This window comes from Clostridium sp. BSD2780061688st1 H5 (assembly GCF_005845155.1).
Taxonomy (GTDB): Bacteria; Bacillota; Clostridia; order Lachnospirales; family Lachnospiraceae; genus Claveliimonas; species Claveliimonas intestinigallinarum.
This window is the reverse complement of the sequence record NZ_SPGT01000032.1, coordinates 1-24,348: the sequence shown is the minus strand read 5'-3', so window position 1 is coordinate 24,348 and position 24,348 is coordinate 1. Positions and strand designations below refer to the sequence as shown.

The following is a 24,348-nucleotide window of genomic DNA, read 5'->3' as shown; positions in this document are numbered from 1 at the left end:
AAAAGACGCAAAAAGTAACCCCTAATCCCCTCAAGATTGAGGGGTAGGGGAGTTGAAGTGTCGAAGACACTTTTTTATGCCCTAAAATTAGCCTGCAAATAAAAAGTCAAGCAGAAATTAATGAACTTTGAAAATTTTATACAGGTTGAAAAAAGAGTATCACAATAAGACCACCGCAATGCGCTGGTCTGAAGCAAAGTATGGTATCGAAATCAGCTTTCCCTGGTTCCCTCCAGAAAAGCAAGGTATTCCCGAACCCGTCCGTAATAAACACGGAGAAACTTATTGGCTCCGGCAGTCATATAGACATAATACGGCTTGCCTTCTGATCGTTTCTTGTCCATGAAGGCATAGACCGGATCATCTACCGGAAAACGTTTGATCAATCCGTCCATGATCTGAAACAGTGTTTTTCGCAGGCTTGGAGAGCCCTTCTTTGAGGTGCGTACACTTTTCTGGTTACGTTTGCCGGAATCGTTCTTACCAGGATCAACACCGGCGAAAGCAGTAAGCGCTTCTCTGTGAGTGAAACGGGTAACGTCTCCGATCTCAGCCATAAGCTGGGGGCCAAGTGATGGACCGACACCGTTCATTGCCATAACGACCGGGTATTCCGGGAGTGTGGCGGCAGTCTGATCCATTTTAAGGCGGAGAGCCTCCACGGTCTGTGAAGCAGTATTCAGCATCGTAACAGCCTGCCGTATCAGCGTTTTTGTGCTGTCATCTTTCGGAAATACAGCGATCAGGTCAGAAGAGCCCAGATAGATTTTTTGCGCCTTTGCGGCACTGAAGTTATAACCGTTGCGTTTGCACCACTTCTGGTAATGCTCCGTAAAGGCCTGCAGAGACTTGCTGCGTACACAGTCCACATGCCAGTAGGTATAGACAAAGTCCACCCATTTCTGAGTGCCGTCACTGCGGGCAGGACTGTTAAAGAAGTCATTGGCACCGGGATAGGATTGATCCAGAAGGGCAATAAGATTGTTTTTCATGGCAGTTTTCTGGTCCATATAGAAACCGAACTGCCGGTTCATTGTTTTGAGTTGGCTGCGTGTTTTATCCATGCTTCCATATTGCTTCAGTTTTGCCCAGCGGTCAAGAGCATAACGGGCGATTTTTTTGGAATCGGCCTTATCCGTCTTGGGCGTACGGAGAGAGTCGTCACCGAAATCCCTGATCAGGATGGGATTGACAGCGCTGACAAAGATGCCGGCGTCAGAGAGCCAGTTGGCAACCGGTTCATAGTATCTGCCGGTATGTTCCATGCAGACTTTCGTTTCGCCGTCAAGGCTTTTGATCTGCTTGATGAGAGCGTTGATGGCAGACTGGGTGTGTGGAATGTCACAGGGCGGCATAAGAACCACATCACCGGGCCTGCGTATGGTGACAGTGCTTTTACCTTTGGAAACATCGATACCAACAGCGTTCATGAAAAAAACTCCTTTGAAGTGAATTAGCAATGGTCAATACCAGATTTACTCATTGCCTATTCAATCTACTGGGGATATCACACGAACGAGAAAGTTCAACCTGCGTAAAACGAACGCTGCGAATGAGGGCTGGTTGGCTGACTATTTTACGGACGTTAAGTCCTGGAAAGGAGAGGCCAGACCTATTGCCCTACTCATTCTAACAGCTTAAGCAACAAGATGGGTAATTCCTTACTGGCGGTAAGGGGTATTAACCATAAATATATTGTAGTAGAAAGGAGTGAAGTCAATGGCCGTTTTTCGCATTGAACGGACCAAAGATTATACCGTGATGAGCAATCATCACCTGCGGAACCACGAACTATCCCTCAAGGCAAAGGGGCTTCTTTCCATGATGTTATCCCTGCCTGATGACTGGAACTATACTACCCGTGGACTTGCGAAAATCTGCAAGGAGGGCGTTGATGCCATCGGCAGTGCGCTGCGGGAGTTGGAAACCGCCGGTTACATCGTGCGGAACCAGCTGCGGGACCAACAAGGCCGGATCAGCGACACCGAGTATGTGATTTATGAGAAACCCCAGCCCAGGCAGCCAGAAACGCCAAGGCCGGATACGGCTGTACCAGATACGGCTTCACCAGATACGGAAAACCCGTATCTGGATAAACCGGATACGGAAAAGCCCGCAGAATTAAATATAGAGAAACCAAATACTCAAAAACAAAATACTCATGGAGCAAGTACCGATTCCATTCCCTTCCGGGAAACAGCGGCAGCACAGCTGCCGGAACGGAAAGGAAGGGATGCGATGTCTGTCTCAGAGATAGAAAATTATCGGGAATTGATTCTGGAGAACATCGAGTATGACTATCTGTGCAGAGAGTTTTCGACCTACCGTGAGGACCTGGACGAGATTGTGGAGCTGATGGTGGAGACCGTTTGTGCCAAACGTAAAACCACTCGGATCGCTGGCAGCGACTTTCCCCATGAAGTCGTGCGCTCCCGGTTCTTGAAGCTGGATAGCGAGCATATCCGATTTGTCATGGACGGTATGCAGAAAAACACCACGGAGGTCCGCAATATGAAACAGTATTTGCTTGCAGTGCTGTTCAACGCGCCCACCACGATCAGCAATCACTACACCGTACAAGTCAATCACGATATGAACACAGGCGGCTGGTAAACAGCCGCTTTTCTGTTGCCCGGCAATACCGGGAGAAAGGATTTTGCCATGAAACGACCTCTTGCCTACATTACGGCTCCCTGGAGCAACAACCAGTATGAGAACGCCGAGAACGCTGCCACCTACTGCCGCCAGGTGTACGACGCCGGGTATTCGCCCATCTGCCCGGTTCTGTTCTTGTCCACCTTCCTCAAGGACGAGATTCCCCAGGAACACAAGGACGGGCTGGATATGGTGCGAGACTATCTGCGCCGGTCCCATGTGCTGGTGGTCTGCGGCCACGGCATCGACGAGACCGTGAAGAATGACATCGCCACCGCTGAGCGCCTGCGGATCACCGCTACCACCCTGGACGGTATCCTGACTGTGAAAGGCCAGGGACGCGGGAAAGGAGGTGCGCGCCATGCCTGAGCGTAAGACCGTGGGCCAGCTGATGGAGGAAATGCGGCTCAAGGCCGGGGCGCAGAACTACCACGGCCATGAGTACATGGATTTGGAGCGGTTTGCCGAGGACACCCGGCACATGATTATCTTCGATGTGCTGACCCACGATTCGCCGGTGGGCTGGAAAGGCGAACGGACCCGCCTGTTTCTGACGGAGGCCGGATACCAGAAAAGCCTGGAGAACCAGGAAAAGGGCCACATCAAGATTCTCAGCCATGCCAAGGTGCGCCAGGGACATCTGTACTATGACCGCTCCGATCAGCTGCGTTGAAAGGAGCCTGCCATGATGAAATACCTGCTGCGGCGGCTGGTGGTCCCGCCTTAGTATCAAGCGCCACCCCTGCAAAATCCGTGGAAAGGAGGCGATGACCTATGCAGGAGGAAGTGGAAAACAGGACTTTGACGCTGGTAGTCAGCGGAACAAAGTTTACCGGGCGGCTGTTTAAGGCCGCCATCACCAAGTACCTTGCCCACCGCAAGGAAAAGAAGCTGCAAAAGCAGAAAAGCCGGGATACCCCCGTGATTCCCCACGGCAAACAGACGGTGAAGCAGCTGATCGGCCAGAATCAGGGCGTTTCCAACATCGAGATCACCGACCCCTCCATCAAGGAGTTTGAAAAGATCGCCCGGAAATACGGCGTTGACTATGCGGTGAAGAAGGACCGCAGCAGCTCCCCGCCCAAGTACCTGATCTTTTTCAAAGGCCGCGATGCGGATGCCCTGACCGCTGCCTTTACCGAGTACACCGGCAAGAAGGTCAGAAAGGCGCAGAAAACAGAGCGTCCGTCCGTGCTGGCAAAGCTGAGCCAGTTCAAAGAGCTGGTGAAACACGCCGTTGTGGACCGGAACAAGCGGAAGGAGCTGGAACGATGAAGATGAAAAAGCAACTTGACATCAAAAAGCTCCTTTTGCTGAATATGCCCTATATCCTGATGGGGCTGTTCGCAACCAACTTCGGTGAAGGATGGCGGATGGCCGTGGGTGCGGACGCTTCGGCAAAAATGCTTTCGTTCTTCTCCACGCTGCCGGTGGCGCTGGCCAGCTGGTGGCCCAGCCTGCACCCTTTGGACCTGCTGGTGGGGCTGTGCTGCGGCGCTGGCCTGCGATTGGCCGTGTATCTCAAAAGCAAGAACGCCAAGAAGTACCGGCACGGTATGGAGTATGGCAGCGCCCGCTGGGGCACCCATGAGGACATCGCACCCTACATCGACCCGGTGTTCCAGAACAATGTGATTCTGACTAAAACCGAGAGCCTGACCATGAACAGCCGCCCCAAGGACCCCAAGACCGCCAGAAACAAAAATGTGCTGGTGATCGGTGGCTCCGGTTCCGGCAAGACCCGCTTCTGGCTGAAACCGAACCTGATGCAGATGCACAGCTCCTATGTGGTGACAGACCCAAAAGGCACCATCCTGGTGGAGTGCGGCAAAATGCTTCAGCGCGGCACACCCAAGCTGGGCAAGGACGGCAAGCCCATGAAGGATAAGCACGGCAAGGACATCTATGAGCCTTATCGGATCAAAGTCCTCAATACCATCAACTTCAAGAAGTCCATGCACTATAATCCCTTTGCCTACATCCACTCCGAAAAGGACATCTTGAAACTGGTCACGACGCTGATCGCCAACACCAAGGGCGAGGGCAAGGCCGGGGACGATTTTTGGGTTAAGGCCGAGACGCTTTTGTACTGCGCCCTCATTGGGTATATCCACTACGAGGCCCCGGTGGAGGAACAGAATTTCTCCACCCTCATCGAGTTCATCAACGCGATGGAGGTCCGGGAGGATGACGAGGAGTTCAAGAACCCCGTGGACCTGATGTTTGACGCGCTGGAGGCAGAGAAGCCCAACCACTTCGCCGTCCGTCAGTACAAAAAGTACAAGCTGGCTGCGGGTGTTGTATGCTCTAAAAGACTTCTTAATCAAGCGGTTGAGAAGTCTCTTAGAACACATAACCTAAAATCGAAGAAAGGAGCGCAAGCGATGAGAAAAAACGAGAAAATCACAGCTCTGTACGAACGACTGAGTCGTGATGACTTTGGCAAAGATGATGACCAGCAGCGTGAGAGCAATTCCATTTCCAATCAAAAGGCTATGTTGGAGGAGTTCGCCGCACGGCAGGGGTTTACGAACATTGTCCATTTCACGGACGATGGCATTAGTGGTACTTGCTTTGACCGTCCCGGATTTCTGGCAATGATGAAAGAGGTGGAAGCCGGGAATGTGGAGTACCTGTGTATCAAGGACATGAGCCGCATGGGTCGTGACTATCTGAAAGTCGGTCAGATTATGGAAATCCTGCGTCAGCGTGGCGTTCGCCTTATCGCCATCAATGACGGCGTGGACAGTGCCAGAGGGGACGATGATTTTACCCCTTTCCGCAACATCATGAACGAGTATTACGCCAGAGATACCAGCCGTAAAATCCGTTCCACTTTCCAGTCCAAAGGCAAGTCCGGCAAGCACCTCACAGGCACGGTCATTTACGGCTATCTCTGGAACGAAGCCAGAGACCAATGGTTGGTTGACCCCGAAGCCGCTGATGTGGTCAAGCGCATCTTTGCCATGACGATTGAGGGCTACGGTCCGTATCAGATCGCCAGCAAGCTGAAAGAAGAAAAAGTCCTCATTCCGTCCGCTTACCTTGCCCGGCACGGCGAGGGCGTGAACAAGAATAAGACTTTCAAAGATGTGTACGGCTGGGGTTCTTCCACCATCTGCAACATTCTTGAAAAGCGTGAATATCTGGGACACACCATCAACTTCAAGACTCGAAAGCACTTCAAGGACAAGAAAAGCCATTATGTCCCGGAGGACGAATGGACGATTTTCGAGAATACCCATGAAGCTATCATTGACCAGCAGACCTTTGACCTTGTGCAGAAAATCCGTGGGAATGTCAGACGCTACCCGGACGGCTGGGGCGAAGCAGCTCCCCTCACAGGCTTGCTTTATTGTGCCGATTGCGGCGGCAAGATGTATGTCCACCGTACCAACAACGGCAAGCGTATTTCTCAATATACCTGTTCCCAATACAGCAAAGTCCCAGTTGGAAAGCTCTGCACGACACAGCACCGTATCAATGAAGATGTGGTACTGTCCCTTGTCTCTGAAATGCTGAAAGCCATTGCCGAGTATGCGAAGCATGACCGAGCCGAGTTTGTCCGTGTGGTGCAGGAAGCGCAGTCCAGCCAGCAGACGGCAGAGGTCAAGAAACAGCGGACACGCCTTGCCACCGCAAAGCAGAGAGTTTCCGAGCTGGAAGTCCTGCTCTGCAAAATCTATGAGGACAACATTTTAGGAAAGCTGTCCGACAGCAGATACGCCACTCTGGACGCTCAATACGAAAAGGAACAGTCCGAGCTTACCGTTGAAATCTCCGATCTGGAAAAGGCTATCAAGAGCTACGAGAAGCACGAAAAGGACGCTGACCGTTTTATCGCTCTGATTGACAAGTATGAGAACTTCGACAAGCTGACGATTGCCATGCTCAATGAGTTTATTGAGAAAATCCTTGTGCATGAGCGTGACCGCAAGGGCAGTATTCAGACCACACAGGAGGTCGAGATTTACTTCAATTTCGTGGGTCGTTTCGTTCCCCCTGCGTTTGGCGAAGTGGAGCTTACCCCGGAGGAATTAGAGGAAATCCGCAAGCGTGAGGAACGCAAGGACAGGCTCCACCAGAACTACTTGAAGCGGAAAGCCAATGGTAAACAGAAAGAGTATGAGGAGCGCACGAAAGCCAAGAAAAAAGCGGAGATTGAAGCCAGAAAACAGGCAATCCGCACCGAGGATATTGCCAGAGGGGTATTTATCCCGGTGAGCAGTTTGCCGCAGCTGGGACCGAGAAAGGGAGCGTGATTTTATGAAAGAGTTGAAACCGAGAATCCATGAGAACGGTATGGACTATGTGTTGGTGGGCGACTACTATGTGCCGGACTTGAAGCTGCCGGAGGAACGCCGACCTATTGGGCATTGGGGACGCTTGCGCCAGTCCTATCTGAAATTGCACCGTCCCATGCTTTACAACGAGCTAATTTTGTCCGGCAGGCTCCACACCGTCGTTGCCGATCTGAACGAGCAGGCGGCAGACAGGCTGGACTTGATTATCCGGCAGATGATGAAAGCCGAGGGCGTGACCGAAGCCATGAAAGCGGAAAATCAGATGTTATGGGTGCAGTCAATGAACTCCATCCGCTGCCGGGCAGAGGAAATCATCAAGACGGAACTAATCTACTGTTGAGAGAGGTAAAGCTATGATTTTGGAAGCCATGTATAATGGGGAGTTTTATCCCTGCGAGACAGTTGTACCTACATCACCGGAATACCGAAAGGCAGTCATAGCCTGTGAAAAGCTCATGGAGCAGTTGTCCCAGCGGCTCAGCAAAGAGGACTATGAGCTGGTGCAGGAACTCCGGGCGCAGACAGCAATCGCCCAATGTGAAGAAAGTGAAAGTCACTTCAAGTATGGCTTTTCCGCTGGGCTGATGTTCAGCAGGAAGCCCATGAACAAGTGCAGCAGAAGAAAGAAAAATAGATGAAGAAAGCCGCCTGAGCAGAAAGAAACTGTTCGGGCGGTTTCAGCATTCGCCAGTAGATTTATTCACACTCTTGTGATAAAATTTACTACAATAAAGAGCGTGATAGCACTAATTTTATGGGGGGATGCTTAATGAATAGAATTTTGAAAAAATTTTTACAGCGGGGTGTCGATTTAAGTCCTGTGGGAGTTGAACTCCGTGAGGATAATACAAATTATTTTTGTACCCCAAAAGGGGCATCGGTTTTTGGATGGGCAGGGATAGATGGTATCCACTTCTGTTTCATTCGTGGATTTGGAGAGATGGTTTTCTCTGTCAGCCCCATGAATACTTCTCCTGATTATGTTCATCCAGTAGCTGAAAATTTTACCGACTTTCTGCGGCTTATACTGGCTTGTGGTGATGTGGCGGCAGTGGAACAAGCGTGGATGTGGAACGAAGCACAGTTTGAAGCCTTTCTCAATGAAAACCCTACAACCCAGGAACAACAGCAAACTTTATCGGAAATTTCAGAGAAGATGAATTTGTTGCCTATGGAACAACCGTGGACATATATCAAAAACCTGCAATCTTCCTTTGATTACAGTCAGATTAAATACACAGAAGATTATTACGATAATGATATGACTTCAGAGGCAGAATTGGTTGCCCCTGAATGGAAGGTCTACTTTGATGGAGATTTCTGGGGACATCGAGGTAAAGACCGTGCCGGAAAAGAGATCAAGCTGGATAAACAATTCGATTGGGCTGGATATCATTGGGTAATTCCGGCAGCTTATTCATGTAGCAAAGGACTTGTCGTTGATTTTTGTATGCGAGTTGATTCAGAAAGCATCCGTGACTTCATGAAAAAATGGAATCTGGACTGGGAAAATGACTCATGTGAAAATTTTACCCGTGAGCAACAGATGCAGATGGAATGGGAAAACCCACTTTGTTTTAACTTCAAACCTTGCTTGAAGTTAAACGAGAAAATATTACAGACAACCCATGGCTGCGCTGTGAGCTTTAATCCTTGTCTGCCAGATGGCGTTATCAATGAGTTGGAAGCAAAATGGGCAATCGACCATTATGGGCTGGATAGTACTTATGGCTGGGTCATATGCAGAGACGTATTTCCTTGGGGAACCAAGCATCACCCTGAAATCAATAAACTTTTTCTTACAATGGAGCAGCAACCAGGACAAGTTCCAGGCTCACATTTCAAAGTTCACGCACCCGGAGATTCATTTATGTTTTCCCATCCTGTTAGCGGAATAACCCATACACTGACCGTGCAGGAAATAGAACAGCAGACAGTTCCTCAAAATAGTTTTGGTTCTGATCGCTGGATTTATCCGACACATTATATTGCCATGAGTTATACACTTACCCCTGAACCGATGGAGAACATTTCGGTTTTTGACTGTGATGAAGGCGATAGACCGATAGAAGTTACACCAGACGATCATTCGTTCCGTCCAGTTGGCAGTAGTTCCTGTTTTGTTGTTGGTGTTATTGGTGGTGCAGATGGTCCGACAGCAGTTATATATGGAACAAATTCACAAGAAAAACTTCATGCTGCTTGTTCTGCTCTGCACTTTGAACCGGTTGGTGATGATGTCGAGTGGCGTATCGTGTTCAATGTTACGCAGTTTGACAAAGAAACATTCCCAATTATCTAAAAATACCCTTAGAACTCTAAGGGCGCACTTCTATACTCTCTATCGAGAGTAGTGCGTCCTGCGGAGCTTCATTCTCTGTCAGCAGAAGAAAACTGCTTGCCTGCGAATGTTGCGTCACTTCGTTCCGTCAAGGTGGCTACACCCCCTTGCACCGCTAAAGCGGCTATCCCCTGTGGACTTGCCGTCCGCAAACGGTTTTGGCAAACCGTTCGCCGCCAGCAAGTTTGAAAATAGTAAACGATAATTTAACAAAGGAGCGTGAGCGTATGAAAAAGATTATGTTTGGAAACAGTTTAATGCTATTGGGTATTGCTATAATGATACTTGCAGGATTAAAGGTGATATATGTAGGAACACTGTGGGTGTCGTTTCTTTTAATTATCGTGGGTTTTGTTATGGCTACGATTGGTTTTTTCGGTAAGGATAGCAAATAAATTATCTAACTGAATACAACAACCGAATACCGAAAAATAGACCGTTGACTGGTCGCAATGTGCGAAAAGTTGGCGGTCTTTTTTTATACCCATTTTCAAAAAAGGAGGTCAACCAAAATGGCAAAACAGAAAAGCCTTGAACAGCTTCGAGCTGAAAAAGAGCAAGTGGAAAAGCGGCTTGCACAGGAACAGCACAAACTGGAGCGTTTGGAGAACAGAAAGAAATATCTGGAGAAAGGCGAAAGGCAGAAACGTACCCACCGCCTTTGCAATCTGGGCGGCACGATTGAGAGCCTTGCCCCGGAGGTCAAAAATCTCACACGCACCGAAATGACCGAGCTGATGGAACACATCTTCGGTCTGCCGGAGGTACAGAGAGCCGTCCGGCACATGGAGATTACACACATCAACCAAGCAAACAGAGGAAAGGAGCTGAAAGCCAATGGCACTATTCCACTTCACAGTAACCCAAACGAAACGCAGTAAAGGTCAGTCTGTGATTGCTTCTGCCGCCTATCGTTCCGGCGAAAAGCTGTACAGCGAGTATTACGGCGAATACAGCGACTACACCAGAAAGCGTGGTGTTATCTGCTCTGACATTCTCCTGCCGCCCCATGCACCGAAAGAATACGCAGACCGTCAGACCCTATGGAACGCAGTTGAAAAAGCCGAGCGTGGTAAGAACGCCCAGCTTGCATACAGTTTTGAAATTTCCTTGCAGAATGAATTTTCTCTTGAAGAAAACATCGCTCTGGCAAGGGAATTTTTGTTTCGGGAGTTTGTCAGCCGGGGCATGACCGTTGATGTGTCCTTTCACGAAAAGGAGTGTGAGGACGGCGGCACACCCAATCCCCATTTTCACTTTCTCTGCCCTATTCGACCAATGGAGCAGGACGGCACATGGGGCATAAAACAACGGCGAGAATATGTGCTGGACGAGGAGGGCAACCGTATTCGAGACGCAAACGGTAAGTATGTGTTCAATGCCGTTCCCACTACCGACTGGGGCAGTCCCGAAACGCTGGAACATTGGCGTGAAGCATGGGCGGAGATGTGCAACGCCAAGTTTGCGGAGAAAGGTCTGGATGTTCGTATCGACCACCGCAGCTATGAACGGCAGGGCGTGGATTTACTTCCCACCATTCACGAGGGAGCAACCGTCCGAGCAATGGAGAAGAAAGGTATCCGCACCGAAAAGGGCGAGTTCAACCGCTGGATCAAGGCGACCAATGCCGTTATCAAGGACATCAGAAAGAAAATCTCTCTCCTGTTCGACTGGATAACGGAGATAAAAGCTGAGCTTGCCAAGCCGCAGACACCCGACCTTGTTTCTCTGCTGAACGATTATTACACCCAGCGAAAAGCCGGGGCATATTCGCAAAAAGGCAAAATCAGCAATCTGAAAGAGATGAACGAGACCTACAATTATCTCCGGGCAAACGGCATTTACACCCTTGAAGATTTGGAAAGCAGATTGCAGAGCCACCGCACCACCGTTGACGGCTTAAAGACAACGATGGACAGCCAGAACGCCCGAATGAAAGCAATCCGCAGTCTTAATGATTACTCTGCCACCTACAAGAGCTTAAAGCCTGTCTATGACGGCTTGCAGAAAATCAAGTTTGAGAAATCGAGAGCCAAGTACAAGACGGAACACGCTGATAAGCTGAAAATGTTCTACACCGCCAGACGAAAGCTGACCGAGGAGTTCCCGGACAGCAAGGTGGATATGGGAAAGCTATCCAAAGAGTATGACACGCTGGAACAGGAGCATGAGACCACCTATGCCGAGTTTAAGACCGTCAGAGAGGATTTACAGCGGCTTTGGAAAGTAAAGTCAAACATTGATACTGCCGTCCGATTTAATCAGCGTACAGCGGAACAAAAGCTCCAAAATCAACCCCAAATACGACACAAAAAGGAGGATATGACACGATGAATTACACGCAGGCACAGATTGACCGGGCAAATGCCGTCAGTCTGGAAGATTTTCTCCACACACAGGGAGAAACACTTATCAAAAGCGGGCGGGAGTACCGCTGGAAAGAGCATGACAGTTTGACCGTCCGGGGAAACAAATGGTTTCGCCACAGTCAGAGCAAAGGCGGCTATCCCATTGATTTCGTCATGGAGTTTTACGGAAAGTCTTTTCCCGAAGCTGTCCAACTGCTGACAGGTGAAAGCGGCGAGGGACAGACCGAAGCCACCACAGCACCGCCCGCAGAGTTCCACTTGCCCCTACACAACCGCACAGTCGACAGAGCAATTCAATATCTTTGTGAAAGCCGAGGTCTCAACAAATCGCTTGTTGAGACTTTTCTTCTTTCCGGGGATATTTACGAGGACAGCAAACGGCACAATGTTGTGTTTGTCGGCAGAGACCGAAGCGGCACACCGAGATATGCTCATGTGCGAGGAACGCAGGAAAGTTTCAGGCAGGACATTGCCGGCTCTGATAAATCTTATCCGTTCCGCTATGAGGGAAACGGCAGTCAGCTCTTTGTCTTTGAAGCACCCATAGACCTTTTATCCTTTATCTGCCTTTATCCGCAGGACTGGCAGACGAGAAGCTACCTTGCCCTGGGCGGTGTGTCTGGCAAGGCTCTTGACCGTTTTCTCTCTGAACGCAAGGACATCTTGAAAGTGTTCCTCTGCCTTGACAGCGACACCGCAGGAAATGAAGCCTGTACCCGACTGGCACAGACTATTCCCGGCGAGAACGCTGTCATTCGTCTTGTCCCGGCAAGAAAAGACTGGAACGATGTTCTCCGTCAGCAAGGGGATATTCCCAACCGCAAATTCATAGCCGAGACAATCACGCTGCGAGAGCTGCCAACCGCCCAGCCTGTCCCTATGCTCCGCATGGCTGATGTGGAGCTGACGAGCGTGGATTGGCTATGGTTTCCGTATATCCCATTCGGAAAGCTGACCATCATACAGGGCAACCCCGGCGAGGGCAAAACCTACTTTGCCATGCGTCTTGCGGCGGCTTGCACCAATCGAAAGCCTTTGCCCGGTATGGAGCCCCTTGAGCCGTTCAACATCATCTATCAGACCGCCGAGGACGGTCTGGGTGATACCGTCAAGCCGAGACTGATAGAAGCGGACGCAGACCTTGAACGAGTGCTTGTCATTGATGACAGGGACATACCGCTGACCCTTGCCGATGAACGCATAGCAAGAGCAATCCGGGAGAACAATGCCAAGCTGGTTATCATAGACCCGGTACAGGCGTTTTTAGGAGCAGATGTGGATATGAACAGAGCAAATGAAGTCCGTCCCATCTTCCGCAGTCTGGGAGATATTGCACAGGCTACCGGGTGTGCTATCGTTCTGATAGGACACCTCAACAAAGCCGCAGGAACGCAAAGCACCTACCGGGGATTAGGCTCTATCGACATTACGGCGGCAGTCCGCAGTCTGCTGTTTATCGGCAAACTGAAAGACAATCCCACAACGAGGGTGCTTATCCATGAGAAAAGCTCTCTTGCACCACCCGGACAGTCCCTTGCTTTTTCTCTGGGAGACGAGAAAGGGTTTGAATGGATAGGTGCTTATGACATTACCGCCGATGAACTACTTGCCGGAACGGACACAGCCAAGACGGAAAGCAAGACCGCACAGGCAGAAATGCTGATACTGGAACTGCTGGCAAACGGAAAGAAAATGCCAAGTGCAGAGCTGGAAAAAGCGGTCAATGACCGAGGGATTTCCTCACGCACCATGCGAACGGCGAAAAGCCGTATCGGAGACAGGCTCATAACCGAGAAAGACGGCACAGCATGGGTTTGCTATCTCCGAAACTGACACAGGAACAAGGCAAGCGTGGCAAAGACGGCAAGGTGTTTATAGATACCTTAATGTTGCCGCCTTGCCTTGTTCCCTCATACTGACACCGCCCGATGATGAACAGTCACCGGGCATTTTTCATTTACAGGAGGATTTTGAATGAACAATACCGCAACCAACACCGCCACTTGCCCGACTGTCAGAAAGCAGATCGGCAAGACAACCTATATCGTGCGTGTGCATTTCAGCCAGACCGCCAAGGAGACGATGGAGGACAAAATCAAGCGTCTGCTGCGTGAGGAAGTCCGCAGAATGTGACTTCTTTGTGAATTTGATGAAAAAGTCCTTGACTTTTCGTCTCTGGCAAAACCGCAAAATCCATCCTGATTTCCTGCGGTGCGCGCCTTGCCGTGTTCGACATCGCGGAGCTGCGGGAGGTCACGGCCTACGACGAGCTGGAGCTGGATACCCTGGGAGACCGGAAAACCGCCTTGTTCTTGATTATGAGCGACACGGACGATAGCTTTAACTTCCTGATCTCCATGTGCTACACCCAGCTGTTCAATCTGCTCTGCGAAAAAGCGGACGATGTGTACGGCGGGCGGCTGCCGGTCCATGTGCGGTGCCTCATTGACGAGGCCGCCAATATTGGACAGATCCCTCGGCTGGAAAAGCTGGTTGCCACCATCCGAAGCCGTGAGATTTCCGCCTGCCTGGTGCTGCAAGCACAGTCCCAGCTCAAAGCTATCTACAAGGACAACGCCGATACCATCATCGGCAACATGGATACCTCCATCTTCCTGGGCGGCAAAGAGCCGACAACCCTCAAGGAGCTGGCCGCCGTGCTGGGCAAGGAGACCATCGACACCTACAACACCGGCGAGAGCCGGGGCCGCGAGACATCCCATTCTCTTAACTACCAAAAGCTCGGCAAAGAGCTTATGAGCCAGGATGAACTGGCCGTCATGGACGGCGGCAAGTGTATCCTCCAGCTGCGCGGTGTGCGGCCTTTCCTCTCGGACAAGTACGACATCACCAAGCACCCCAATTACCCGTACACCGCCGACGCGGACCCCAAGAACGCCTTTGACATCGAGGCGTTCCTGTCCACCCGGCTCAAGCTCAAGCCCAACGAGGTCTACGATGTGTATGAAGTAGACGCAGAGGGCGTGTAAATCTGTTCCGCTGTGAAAGGAGTGATCTTATCTACCCGCCTCAACCGCCCCGGATGGGGCCATCGGCGTACAAAGCGGACAATCACCAAAAAATAATGAAAAAAGGAGGACAGCCGGAATCAGGCCCCGGAAACCGGGTGCCGATTGTTCCGGCTTTTGTATGCCTATGAATGACTAAATCAAACTTTTCAAATGATTCCGGCTAACTATAATTTATGGCATTTTTCAATCAGGCTATCACCGTTCTTCAGACCCTCGTTATCGCTCTGGGCGCTGGTCTCGGCATCTGGGGTGTCATCAACCTGCTGGAAGGTTACGGCAACGACAACCCCGGTGCGAATGCTCATGTACGGTAAGGAAGCAAGCAACCGAAAACAAGAGATAGACCGCCAGCACTACACTATTCCGAACCAAAGACCAAAAGATAAGCATTGTGGGAAAATCTAAACTTTTGGATTTTCCTACAATGCCAACTACGGCGGAATCCCTCCCACTCCTTATATCTTTCTGTATACATTGAATTTGTATTTAGTAAAATGCAGACAACACCACGGATCGGCTTTTGGTTGGACAATTCCAACCAAACACCACAGCAGACAGCAGAAAACATTCTGAACGCTAGGAAGCCGGTATGATTGTTACATATAAGGGGAAGAAAAATTTCTTTTAGGTACTTGCTTTCCTAAAACTGATGTGATATAATAGCTTCATTCCAGAAAAGGAGTAAAAAATATGCGGCAAGGTATTCTTAAATAAAACTATAATCAAATAGTGGGAACAAAGGATTATGATAGTTCCTTTTGTGGGGGCTTGATTTTTTGTACCCAATTTAAGAATACTTTTGCCTTATCAATTTTGACATATCCAAAAAAACAGCAGTCACAAATAGGTGTATGCTGTATATGTGTATGTCCGCAAATTATAATCCCCAGTGGTAAAAGTATTTTACTGCTGGGGATTTTTGTGCCCTTTCGGGCTGTAAAAGGAGGACAATCACATGAAAATAATCAATATTGGCATTCTTGCCCATGTAGACGCTGGAAAGACGACCTTGACGGAGAGCCTGCTATATGCCAGCGGAGCCATTTCAGAACCGGGGAGCGTCGAAAAAGGGACAACGAGGACGGACACCATGTTTTTGGAGCGGCAGCGTGGGATTACCATTCAAGCGGCAGTCACTTCCTTCCAGTGGCACAGATGTAAAGTTAACATTGTGGATACGCCCGGCCACATGGATTTTTTGGCGGAGGTGTACCGCTCTTTGGCTGTTTTAGATGGGGCCATCTTGGTGATCTCCGCTAAAGATGGCGTGCAGGCCCAGACCCGTATTCTGTTCCATGCCCTGCGGAAAATGAACATTCCCACCGTTATCTTTATCAACAAGATCGACCAGGCTGGCGTTGATTTGCAGAGCGTGGTTCAGTCTGTTCGGGATAAGCTCTCCGCCGATATTATCATCAAGCAGACGGTGTCGCTGTCCCCGGAAATAGTCCTGGAGGAAAATACCGACATAGAAGCATGGGATGCGGTCATCGAAAATAACGATGAATTATTGGAAAAGTATATCGCAGGAGAACCAATCAGCCGGGAAAAACTTGCGCGGGAGGAACAGCAGCGGGTTCAAGACGCCTCCCTGTTCCCAGTCTATCATGGCAGCGCCAAAAATGGCCTTGGCATTCAACCGTTGATGGATGCGGTGACAGGGCTGTTCCAACCGATTGGGGAACAGGGGGGCGCCGCCCTATGCGGCAGCGTTTTCAAGGTTGAGTACACCGATTGCGGCCAGCGGCGTGTCTATCTACGGTTATACAGCGGAACGCTGCGCCTGCGGGATACGGTGGCCCTGGCCGGGAGAGAAAAGCTGAAAATCACAGAGATGCGTATTCCATCCAAAGGGGAAATTGTTCGGACAGACACCGCTTATCAGGGTGAAATTGTTATCCTTCCCAGCGACAGCGTGAGGTTAAACGATGTATTAGGGGACCAAACCCGGCTCCCTCGTAAAAGGTGGCGCGAGGACCCCCTCCCCATGCTGCGGACGACGATTGCGCCGAAAACGGCAGCGCAAAGAGAACGGCTGCTGGACGCTCTTACGCAACTTGCGGATACTGACCCGCTTTTGCGTTGCGAAGTGGATTCCATCACCCATGAGATCATTCTTTCTTTTTTGGGCCGGGTGCAGTTGGAGGTTGTTTCCGCTTTGCTGTCGGAAAAATACAAGCTTGAAACAGTGGTAAAGGAACCCTCCGTCATTTATATGGAGCGGCCGCTCAAAGCAGCCAGCCACACCATCCATATCGAGGTGCCGCCCAACCCGTTTTGGGCATCCATAGGACTGTCTGTTACACCACTCTCGCTTGGCTCCGGTGTACAATACGAGAGCCGGGTTTCGCTGGGATACTTGAACCAGAGTTTTCAAAACGCTGTCAGGGATGGTATCCGTTACGGGCTGGAGCAGGGCTTGTTCGGCTGGAACGTAACGGACTGTAAGATTTGCTTTGAATACGGGCTTTATTACAGTCCGGTCAGCACGCCGGCGGACTTCCGCTCATTGGCCCCGATTGTATTGGAACAGGCATTGAAGGAATCGGGGACGCAGCTGCTGGAACCTTATCTCTCCTTCATCCTCTATGCGCCCCAGGAATACCTTTCCAGGGCTTATCATGATGCACCGAAATACTGTGCCACCATCGAAACGGCCCAGGTAAAAAAGGATGAAGTTGTCTTTACTGGCGAGATTCCCGCCCGCTGTATACAGGCATACCGTACTGATCTGGCCTTTTACACCAACGGGCGGAGCGTATGCCTTACAGAGCTGAAAGGATATCAGGCCGCTGTCGGTCAGCCGGTCATCCAGCCCCGCCGTCCAAACAGCCGCCTGGACAAGGTGCGCCATATGTTTCAGAAGGTAATGTAAAGATACATAATCGTCAAGACGGCAACAATCAGAAGTTATGGAGGGTAACAATGGAATATAGTAAGGAAGATTTAATGGAAGCAAAAAAGCAAATTTGGGGAGTGGGAGAGAACATGGGAACAGAGGAAAGTAAAAAAATCTGGGAGGAGAACGCACAATTTTGGGATAATGCAATGGGTGACGAATCTAATGAATTTCACAGAGAGGTAGTGCGTCCCAAAGTAACGGAACTTCTATCTCCTAATCCTGCGGATTACATTTTGGATATTGCGTGTGGCAATGGAAATTATTCTTCGTATCTTGCACAAAGAGGCGCTTCGGTTGTCGCTTTTGATTACAGCAAAAAAATGATAGAATTGGCTAAAAGACGGCAATCACAATATGCAAAACAAATTGAATTTTGTGTGGCGGATGCGACCGATAGAAAAAGTATATTAGAATTAAAAAGAAATCGAGCCTTTACGAAAGCAGTTTCTAATATGGCAATTATGGATATTACGGATATTGAACCACTTCTTATGGCTGTTTATGAACTGTTGCAGGAAAGCGGAATTTTTGTCTTTGCAACGCAACACCCTTGTTTTGTCACGTTGACTGAAAAATATATGACACCGCACAGTTACTATGATATAGCGATTGAAGGGCAACCGAAAGAGCAGATTTATTATCATCGTTCCATACAAGATATTTTTAACCTTTGTTTTAGAGCTGGATTTGTCATTGATGGATTTTATGAAGAATGTTTTAAAACCAACAAAGAAATTCCTATGGTAATGATAGTAAGGCTTAAGAAGGTAAAACGTGATAGCTTAAAATAAATTCAAGTTTGTCGGGTAAATAGCAAACCCAGCCGAGCCAGTCAACGGTCAAGATGAACGGCGCATATGCGCAGCCGTTGACAGCCCCGCCCGCCTTTGCTGGTAGGCAATCAAGGGGCGACAGCAAGAAGTGCCACCGCCCCGCACTATTATTCAGAAAGGGGAATTTCCATGACCGACCAGATAGCCTATCAAGAATATATCCAGCGCAGGTACAACGCCTTTTGCAAGACTGTTATCCGCTGTGCCGCCTTGGACAAGATTTTGAAGCTTAAACGGCAATGGGAACGGCAAGTTTCCCTTGACTATCTGATGAACGAGAAGTTTGTCCAGTTTGCCGCGTCGGAGCCGGACGAGGAATACCCATTTACCGTCTGCGGTCAGACCGTCCTGCTCTGCAACGCCGCCCTTGCCGACGCGATCTCTGTTTTGCCGGAGCAGACGCGGGAAGAAATCCTGCGCTATTACTTTCTGCGCCAGCCGCAGCGCGTGATCGGCGCGTGTATTGGCCGGTCACGCAGCACAGCGGGGCGGCATATCCAGCTTGCCTTGCAGCGGCTACGCGAAGAAATGGGGGTGAGCCGGTATGAGTAGACTTCTCCCCTATGAAACAATCCTCAAAGCCCGTGAGGGCGACCCAGAAGCCGTGAACGCTGTCCTGCTCCACTACGCCGGATATATCCGCTATTTCTCAAAAGTGAACGGGCAGGTCAACGCCGAGGTGGAGGACTATGTAAAGCAGCGGTTAATTGACTGTCAATTCAAGTTCCGGCTTGACGAACCACCGGACAAGTCATAAAAACTGAATACCAGCCGCCACCGACGCGGCCAGCGAAAGCAGTAAGTCTTGAAAAAGATTTACTGCTTTTTTTGTTGTCCGGCTCCGCTCCCGGCCATTTTGCCCCCTGCCGGTTGTAGTAGTAAGCGAGGAGGGAATTTTTCTGCCCTGGTGTTTGGCATTTGGAGCATTTACCCGTAGTAGAGGGCAAAGAGAAAGGATTTCTCCAACACCGGGTAGAAACCACTGCGTCCGGTGTCATTTTAGCGAAAGCGGGCAGGAATGCCCTTTACAGGATTAGTAGTAGCAGAAAAAGAGAAACAAACTTTTGTGGTTGCAGTTTTCCAAAAAAGTGGCGGACGGAAGTGAGAGAAAGTTTGCAGTCACGGAGAGCAAGTTTCTACCACGGTGCCAAAATCCGCAATTCTGCGGTTTTGCCCCTCGCGGGAAACTTGTTGGGGAGTGCCTTCCCCAAACCCTGCTTTGCGCCCTTGCGGGCGAAAAAACTGAAAACAGTTTTTGTTATTTTCCAAAAAGTTGCCCAATGGGAGAAGTAGAGAGTTTTTTACCCCAAACGCAAAAAAATTTTTGTTATTTCCCGAAAAGTTCAGCAATGAAAGGGGTAGAGAGATTTCTCCGCCCAAAGTAGAAAAAAGTTGCCCAATAGGAGGAGTGAGGGGAAAAATTCTCCGCCCAAAATCCGAAAAAATTCAGCAATAGGAATAGTGAGAGGAGGTTTTCAGCCTATGCCGAAGCGATACAACACACCCCACCGCAGCCGCGTTGTGAAAACCCGGCTGTCCGAAGATGAATACGCCGACTTCACAGCGCGGCTTGCGCCCTATGGTATCAGCCAGTCGGAATTTCTCCGGCAGGCGATACGGCGCACGACCATACGCCCCGTTATCCATGTGTCAGCGGTCAATGATGAACTGCTTTCCGCTGTTGGAAAGCTGGCCGCCGAGTACGGCAGGATCGGCGGCAATCTCAATCAGATTGCCCGGTATCTGAACGAGTACGGCGCACCTTACAATGCGCTGTCCGGCGAGGTGCGCGCTGCCATAGCCGACCTTGCCGCCCTCAAGTATGAAGTCCTCAAGAAAGTAGGTGACGCGGTTGGCAACACTCAAGCATATCAACTCTAAAAACGCCGACTACGGAGCCGCCGAGCAATATCTTCTCTTTGAGCATGACGAGTTTACCATGAAGCCCGTCCTTGATGAAACCGGCAGGCTTATCCCCCGCGAGGACTACCGGCTGTCCACGCTGAACTGCGACGGGGAGGATTTTGCCGTTGCGTGTATGCGGGCCAATCTCCGCTATCAGAAAAACCAGCGGCGGGAAGATGTGAAAAGCCACCACTACATCATCAGCTTTGACCCGCGGGACGGGCCGGACAACGGCCTGACCGTAGACCGGGCGCAGGCGTTGGGGGAACAATTCTGTAAAGAGCATTTTCCCGGCCACCAGGCCCTTGTCTGCACCCACCCGGACGGGCATAACCACAGCGGCAACATTCATGTGCATATCGTCATAAACAGCCTGCGGATTGAGGAAGTGCCGTTCCTGCCCTACATGGACAGGCCGGCCGATACGAAAGTCGGCTGCAAGCACCGATGTACCGACGCTGCCCTGCGCTACTTCAAATCCGAAGTCATGGAGATGTGCCACCGGGAGGGGCTTTATCAAATCGACCTCTTGAACGGCAGCAAGAACCGCGTCACCGACCGGGAGTATTGGGCGCAGAAAAAGGGACAGGCCGCGCTGGACAAGCAGAACGCCCCCATGATTGCCGATAGTATCACGCCCCGGCAGACCAAGTTTGAAACGAACAAGGAGAAGCTGCGGCAGACCATACGCGCCGCGCTGTCTACAGCGGCCTCATTCGAGGACTTTTCCTCTCTGCTGCTGCGGGAGGGCGTGGCCGTCAAGGAGAGCCGGGGGCGGCTTTCCTACCTTACGCCGGACAGGACAAAGCCCATTACCGCCCGGAAGCTGGGTGACGACTTTGACCGCGCCGCTGTCCTTGCCGTTTTGGAGCAGAACGCCGCCAGAGCCACAGAAAAGGCCGCGGCCATACTCGAATACCCCCGGCGTGGGAAAACCGGCATACAGCCCACAAAAGCCCCTCAAACCGCCCCGAAACAGGACGGTGTGCAGCGGCTTGTGGACATTGAGCAGAAGAAAGCCGAGGGCAAAGGCCGGGGCTATGAACGCTGGGCGACCATGCACAACCTCAAACAAATGGCCGCGACGCTGAATGTGTATCAGGAATACGGCTTCACTTCCCCGGAGCAGTTGGAAGCCGCCGTTGATACCGCCTATCAGGAAATGCGCCAGACCAGCGGCAAGCTGAAAGCACTGGAAACGAAGCTGCAAGGGAAAAAGGAGTTGCAGCGGCAGGTACTTGCCTACGCCAAGACCAAGCCCGCCCGCGACGGGCTGAAAGCGCAGAAATCCGAGAAAGCCCGCGCCGCATACCGGCAGGCACATGAGAGCGATTTTATCATAGCCGACGCAGCCGCCCGGTATTTCCGGGAGCATGGCATTACCAAGCTGCCCGCCCGGAAAGCGTTGCAGGACGAGATCGAGCAGCTTGTTTCCAAGAAATCCAGCCTGTATAACACCTACCACGAACAGAAGCAGCGGTACACGGAGTTGCAGACCGTCAAGCGGAACATCGACCAGATTTTGCGCCGGAGCGAGCCGCACCGCAGAAAGGAGCAGAGCCATGAGCGATAAGCTGCCCCGCATGGACTACCGCCAGCACCGGCGGGCGCGGCGGCTGGTGCATGAGTGCTGTAACTACGACGGGGGGAACTGCCTGCTGTTAGATGACGGGGAGCCTTGCGTGTGTGTCCAGAGCATTTCCCTTTCTCTCATGTGCCGGTGGTTCCGTGTGGCTGTCCTGCCCCTTGACGGGGAACTGGCCGCCGCCCTCTTGTATCGGGGGAGCCGGAAACGATGTGCCGTCTGCGGCGCGGCCTTTGTCCCCAAGTCAAACCGGGGAAAATACTGCCCGGACTGCGCCGGACGCATGAAGAAAATCAAAGCCGCCGAGCGAAAGCGGAAACAAAGGCATAAATGTCACGCTTTAGAGCCTTTCAAACCCGCATAAATCAAGGCTTTTTTCGTGGGTGTCAAAGGGTGCGCGATACATTTATCCTTTTCCACCGGAAACGCCGTCCTAATGCGTGACAAACTGCCAAAATCAACCCGAACACAGGGAGGTGATACTATCGCTGATTATATCATGGCAGACACGCCGCTGCCTCTCTTTCTGCCTTATCCCCGTTTCCTGCTGAAAATGGAGATTTCCCAGACCGCCAAGCTGCTGTATTCGCTTCTGTTAGACCGCTCAACCCTCTCACAGAAAAACAAGTGGCAGGACGACAAGGGCAGGATTTATATTATCTATCCCATCGCGGAGATAGCCGAAATACTGGATAAAGGCAGCACCACCATAAAGGGGGCGCTTAACGAACTGGACATGGCGGGGCTTTTGGAACGGGAACGGGGCGGCTTCTCCGCACCGAACCGGCTATATGTGAAAGTGCCACGTGTGCCACAGGTACAGTTTTCCGACCAACTGATGGCCGGAAAACCGACCCTCACAGAGCCGGAAAACCGACCTACTGATGGTCAGAAAACCGACCTTATGATGGTCGGAAAACCGTCCCCTAACCAAACTACTATAAACAACCTTACAGAGAACCAAACAATGGGAGCGAGTGGGGAGCCGCCCGCAGCTTTTGGCAGATACCAGAATATTTTCCTGTCAGAAACAGAATACGCAGAACTGAAAGAGGACTACCCCGACAGGCTGGAACGGTTCATTGAGGAATTGAGCCAGTATATCGCCGCCACCGGGAAAGATTACCGCAACTATGCCGCCGCTGTCCGTATGTGGGCAGACCGGGACAGAAAGGGAGCCGCAAAACAGGGCGTCCCCGATTACTCATTCAAGGAGGGAGAGAGCCTATGAACACCACATTTTCAGAAATGATTGACAGATTGACCGCCACCACCCCGGAGCCGGAGGACTACACCGGCGAGGACGGTTTACTGTACTGCGGCAAGTGCCATAAGCCGAAAGAAGCCTATTTTGCGCCGGACAAGGCCGCTGTCTTTGGCCGTGACCGCCACCCGGCAGAGTGCGACTGCCAGAGAGCCGCCCGTGAGGAACGGGAAGCCGCCGAGAAACGACAAAAGCACCTTGACACCGTAGAGGACTTGAAACGCCGGGGCTTTACCGACCCCGCCATGCGGGACTGGACTTTTGAGAACGACAACGGCCAGAACCCGCAGGCAATCCGGGCGCGCAACTATGTGAAGAACTGGGAACGGGCTTACGCCGGGAATGTGGGCTGCCTGTTCTGGGGGAGCGTCGGCACCGGCAAGAGTTACCTTGCGGGCTGTATCGCAAACGCCCTCATGGAGAAAGAAATCCCCGTCTATATGACGAATTTTGCCCTTATCCTCAATGACCTTGCCGCCAGCTTTGAGGGCAGGAATGAATATATTTCCCGTCTTTGCCGCTATCCGCTGCTAATCCTTGACGACTTCGGTATGGAGCGCGGGACAGAATACGGGCTGGAACAGGTTTTCCATGTGATTGACAGCCGTTACCGCAGCCGCAAGCCGCTGATCGTCACGACCAACCTCACGCTTTCAGAGTTGCAGCACCCAAAAGACACCGCCCATTCCCGGATTTATGACCGGGTGCTGGAAATGTGTCCCCCGGTGTGCTGTACCGGCGGCAATTTCCGCAAAAAGGCCGCACAGGACAAGCTGGGGCTTTTGAAAGAACTGATGAACGAGTGAAAGGAGTATTGCCTATGGCAGATAGACAGCAGCACGACACCCGCACCACCCGCCGCCCCGACTGCGTGACGGAAATCCGCATGGGCAATTCCGTCCTTGTCGTGTCCGGCTATTTCAAGAAAGATACCACGACCACCGCCGCCGACAAAATGGCGCGGGTATTGGAAGCGGAAGCCGCTGCTACACAAAAATCGGCAATTTGACAAATCATAAAGAAGCAGATTTTACACATTTGCCGCTATACAGCCCGCCCTATTCCGTGGTACAATGAAACCACGGAATAGTGGGGCTGGCTGTCGGAAACGGAGGATTTTATGTTAAGACAAGCCACCCAAAACCTCATTACCGCCCT

At 51.1% G+C, this 24,348-nt stretch carries 24 protein-coding genes and 2 pseudogenes; 25 read left to right on the top strand and 1 reads right to left on the bottom strand.

Going from position 1 to position 24,348, the window contains the following annotated elements:
- Positions 1-212: 212 nt before the first annotated feature.
- Positions 213-1,430: an IS110 family transposase gene (locus FGQ86_RS14725; protein WP_138304861.1), complete on the bottom strand. Its 1,218-nt coding sequence runs from the start codon at positions 1,428-1,430 to the stop codon at positions 213-215.
- Between the two features lie 289 nt (positions 1,431-1,719).
- On the opposite strand from FGQ86_RS14725, the gene FGQ86_RS14720 reads away from it, so the two are divergent.
- The 25 genes and pseudogenes from FGQ86_RS14720 to FGQ86_RS14580 all read left to right on the top strand — a co-directional run bounded on the left by FGQ86_RS14720 (position 1,720) and on the right by FGQ86_RS14580 (position 24,199).
- Positions 1,720-2,613, top strand: a complete 894-nt coding sequence (locus FGQ86_RS14720; RefSeq protein ID WP_002576355.1) for a DUF6017 domain-containing protein — start codon at positions 1,720-1,722, stop codon at positions 2,611-2,613.
- A gap of 48 nt (positions 2,614-2,661) precedes the next feature.
- The gene (locus tag FGQ86_RS14715; protein WP_002578791.1) at positions 2,662-3,024 is read left to right on the top strand and encodes a hypothetical protein; all 363 of its coding nucleotides are present in this window, start codon (positions 2,662-2,664) and stop codon (positions 3,022-3,024) included.
- Positions 3,017-3,328, top strand: coding sequence for a DUF5720 family protein (locus FGQ86_RS14710; RefSeq protein WP_002576353.1), 312 nt, complete (start codon positions 3,017-3,019; stop codon positions 3,326-3,328). The genes FGQ86_RS14715 and FGQ86_RS14710 overlap by 8 nt, the downstream gene beginning before the upstream one ends.
- A gap of 101 nt (positions 3,329-3,429) precedes the next feature.
- Positions 3,430-3,930, top strand: coding sequence for a PcfB family protein (locus FGQ86_RS14705; RefSeq protein WP_002576352.1), 501 nt, complete (start codon positions 3,430-3,432; stop codon positions 3,928-3,930).
- Positions 3,931-3,932: 2 nt separating this feature from the next.
- A complete protein-coding gene (locus FGQ86_RS14700; protein ID WP_138304863.1) occupies positions 3,933-6,917 on the top strand; it encodes a DUF4368 domain-containing protein in 2,985 nt (994 codons plus the stop codon).
- A 4-nt stretch (positions 6,918-6,921) separates the two neighbouring features.
- Positions 6,922-7,299 carry a TnpV protein gene (locus tag FGQ86_RS14695; protein WP_009259855.1) on the top strand — a complete coding sequence of 126 codons (378 nt, stop codon included), beginning with the start codon at positions 6,922-6,924 and terminating at the stop codon, positions 7,297-7,299.
- A 13-nt stretch (positions 7,300-7,312) separates the two neighbouring features.
- Positions 7,313-7,597 carry a DUF6809 family protein gene (locus FGQ86_RS14690; RefSeq protein ID WP_005944778.1) on the top strand — a complete coding sequence of 95 codons (285 nt, stop codon included), beginning with the start codon at positions 7,313-7,315 and terminating at the stop codon, positions 7,595-7,597.
- Between the two features lie 131 nt (positions 7,598-7,728).
- Entirely contained in the window at positions 7,729-9,261 is a 1,533-nt protein-coding gene (locus FGQ86_RS14685; RefSeq protein WP_015573038.1) for a hypothetical protein, read from the top strand.
- A 266-nt stretch (positions 9,262-9,527) separates the two neighbouring features.
- On the top strand, positions 9,528-9,695 hold the full coding sequence (locus FGQ86_RS16295) for a hypothetical protein (protein WP_009259853.1): 168 nt from the start codon (positions 9,528-9,530) through the stop codon (positions 9,693-9,695).
- Between the two features lie 117 nt (positions 9,696-9,812).
- Positions 9,813-10,181, top strand: a complete 369-nt coding sequence (locus FGQ86_RS14680) for a DUF3847 domain-containing protein (protein ID WP_009259852.1) — start codon at positions 9,813-9,815, stop codon at positions 10,179-10,181.
- Entirely contained in the window at positions 10,138-11,634 is a 1,497-nt protein-coding gene (gene mobQ / locus FGQ86_RS14675; protein WP_131970617.1) for a MobQ family relaxase, read from the top strand. The genes FGQ86_RS14680 and mobQ overlap by 44 nt, the downstream gene beginning before the upstream one ends.
- Entirely contained in the window at positions 11,631-13,502 is a 1,872-nt protein-coding gene (locus FGQ86_RS14670) for an AAA family ATPase (RefSeq protein WP_131970615.1), read from the top strand. Before mobQ ends, FGQ86_RS14670 begins: the two co-directional genes overlap by 4 nt.
- A gap of 141 nt (positions 13,503-13,643) precedes the next feature.
- Positions 13,644-13,802 carry a transposon-encoded TnpW family protein gene (locus tag FGQ86_RS14665; protein ID WP_003500132.1) on the top strand — a complete coding sequence of 53 codons (159 nt, stop codon included), beginning with the start codon at positions 13,644-13,646 and terminating at the stop codon, positions 13,800-13,802.
- A gap of 41 nt (positions 13,803-13,843) precedes the next feature.
- Positions 13,844-14,659, top strand: a pseudogene (locus FGQ86_RS14660) (TraG/TraD/VirD4 family protein); the annotation flags it as partial.
- Between the two features lie 215 nt (positions 14,660-14,874).
- Positions 14,875-15,003, top strand: a pseudogene (locus FGQ86_RS14650) (Maff2 family protein); the annotation flags it as partial.
- Between the two features lie 653 nt (positions 15,004-15,656).
- A complete protein-coding gene (gene tet(W), locus FGQ86_RS14640; RefSeq protein WP_002586627.1) occupies positions 15,657-17,576 on the top strand; it encodes a tetracycline resistance ribosomal protection protein Tet(W) in 1,920 nt (639 codons plus the stop codon).
- 50 nt (positions 17,577-17,626) lie between these two features.
- Positions 17,627-18,394, top strand: coding sequence for a class I SAM-dependent methyltransferase (locus tag FGQ86_RS14635; RefSeq protein WP_002586626.1), 768 nt, complete (start codon positions 17,627-17,629; stop codon positions 18,392-18,394).
- A gap of 171 nt (positions 18,395-18,565) precedes the next feature.
- The gene (locus tag FGQ86_RS14625; RefSeq protein WP_002586616.1) at positions 18,566-18,988 is read left to right on the top strand and encodes a sigma-70 family RNA polymerase sigma factor; all 423 of its coding nucleotides are present in this window, start codon (positions 18,566-18,568) and stop codon (positions 18,986-18,988) included.
- A complete protein-coding gene (locus FGQ86_RS14620; RefSeq protein ID WP_002586615.1) occupies positions 18,981-19,193 on the top strand; it encodes a helix-turn-helix domain-containing protein in 213 nt (70 codons plus the stop codon). The genes FGQ86_RS14625 and FGQ86_RS14620 overlap by 8 nt, the downstream gene beginning before the upstream one ends.
- Before the next feature lie 725 nt (positions 19,194-19,918).
- Entirely contained in the window at positions 19,919-20,317 is a 399-nt protein-coding gene (gene mobC / locus FGQ86_RS14605; protein ID WP_138304858.1) for a plasmid mobilization relaxosome protein MobC, read from the top strand.
- Entirely contained in the window at positions 20,289-21,914 is a 1,626-nt protein-coding gene (locus FGQ86_RS14600) for a relaxase/mobilization nuclease domain-containing protein (protein ID WP_138304856.1), read from the top strand. Before mobC ends, FGQ86_RS14600 begins: the two co-directional genes overlap by 29 nt.
- Positions 21,904-22,290, top strand: a complete 387-nt coding sequence (locus tag FGQ86_RS14595; protein WP_087371203.1) for a cysteine-rich VLP domain-containing protein — start codon at positions 21,904-21,906, stop codon at positions 22,288-22,290. Before FGQ86_RS14600 ends, FGQ86_RS14595 begins: the two co-directional genes overlap by 11 nt.
- A 72-nt stretch (positions 22,291-22,362) precedes the next feature.
- Positions 22,363-23,157 carry a replication initiator protein A gene (locus FGQ86_RS14590; RefSeq protein WP_005875989.1) on the top strand — a complete coding sequence of 265 codons (795 nt, stop codon included), beginning with the start codon at positions 22,363-22,365 and terminating at the stop codon, positions 23,155-23,157.
- Positions 23,154-23,996, top strand: a complete 843-nt coding sequence (locus FGQ86_RS14585) for an ATP-binding protein (RefSeq protein ID WP_138304854.1) — start codon at positions 23,154-23,156, stop codon at positions 23,994-23,996. The genes FGQ86_RS14590 and FGQ86_RS14585 overlap by 4 nt, the downstream gene beginning before the upstream one ends.
- Positions 23,997-24,010: 14 nt before the next feature.
- Positions 24,011-24,199, top strand: coding sequence for a transposon-encoded TnpW family protein (locus FGQ86_RS14580; protein WP_009259633.1), 189 nt, complete (start codon positions 24,011-24,013; stop codon positions 24,197-24,199).
- The last annotated feature ends 149 nt before the right edge of the window (positions 24,200-24,348 follow it).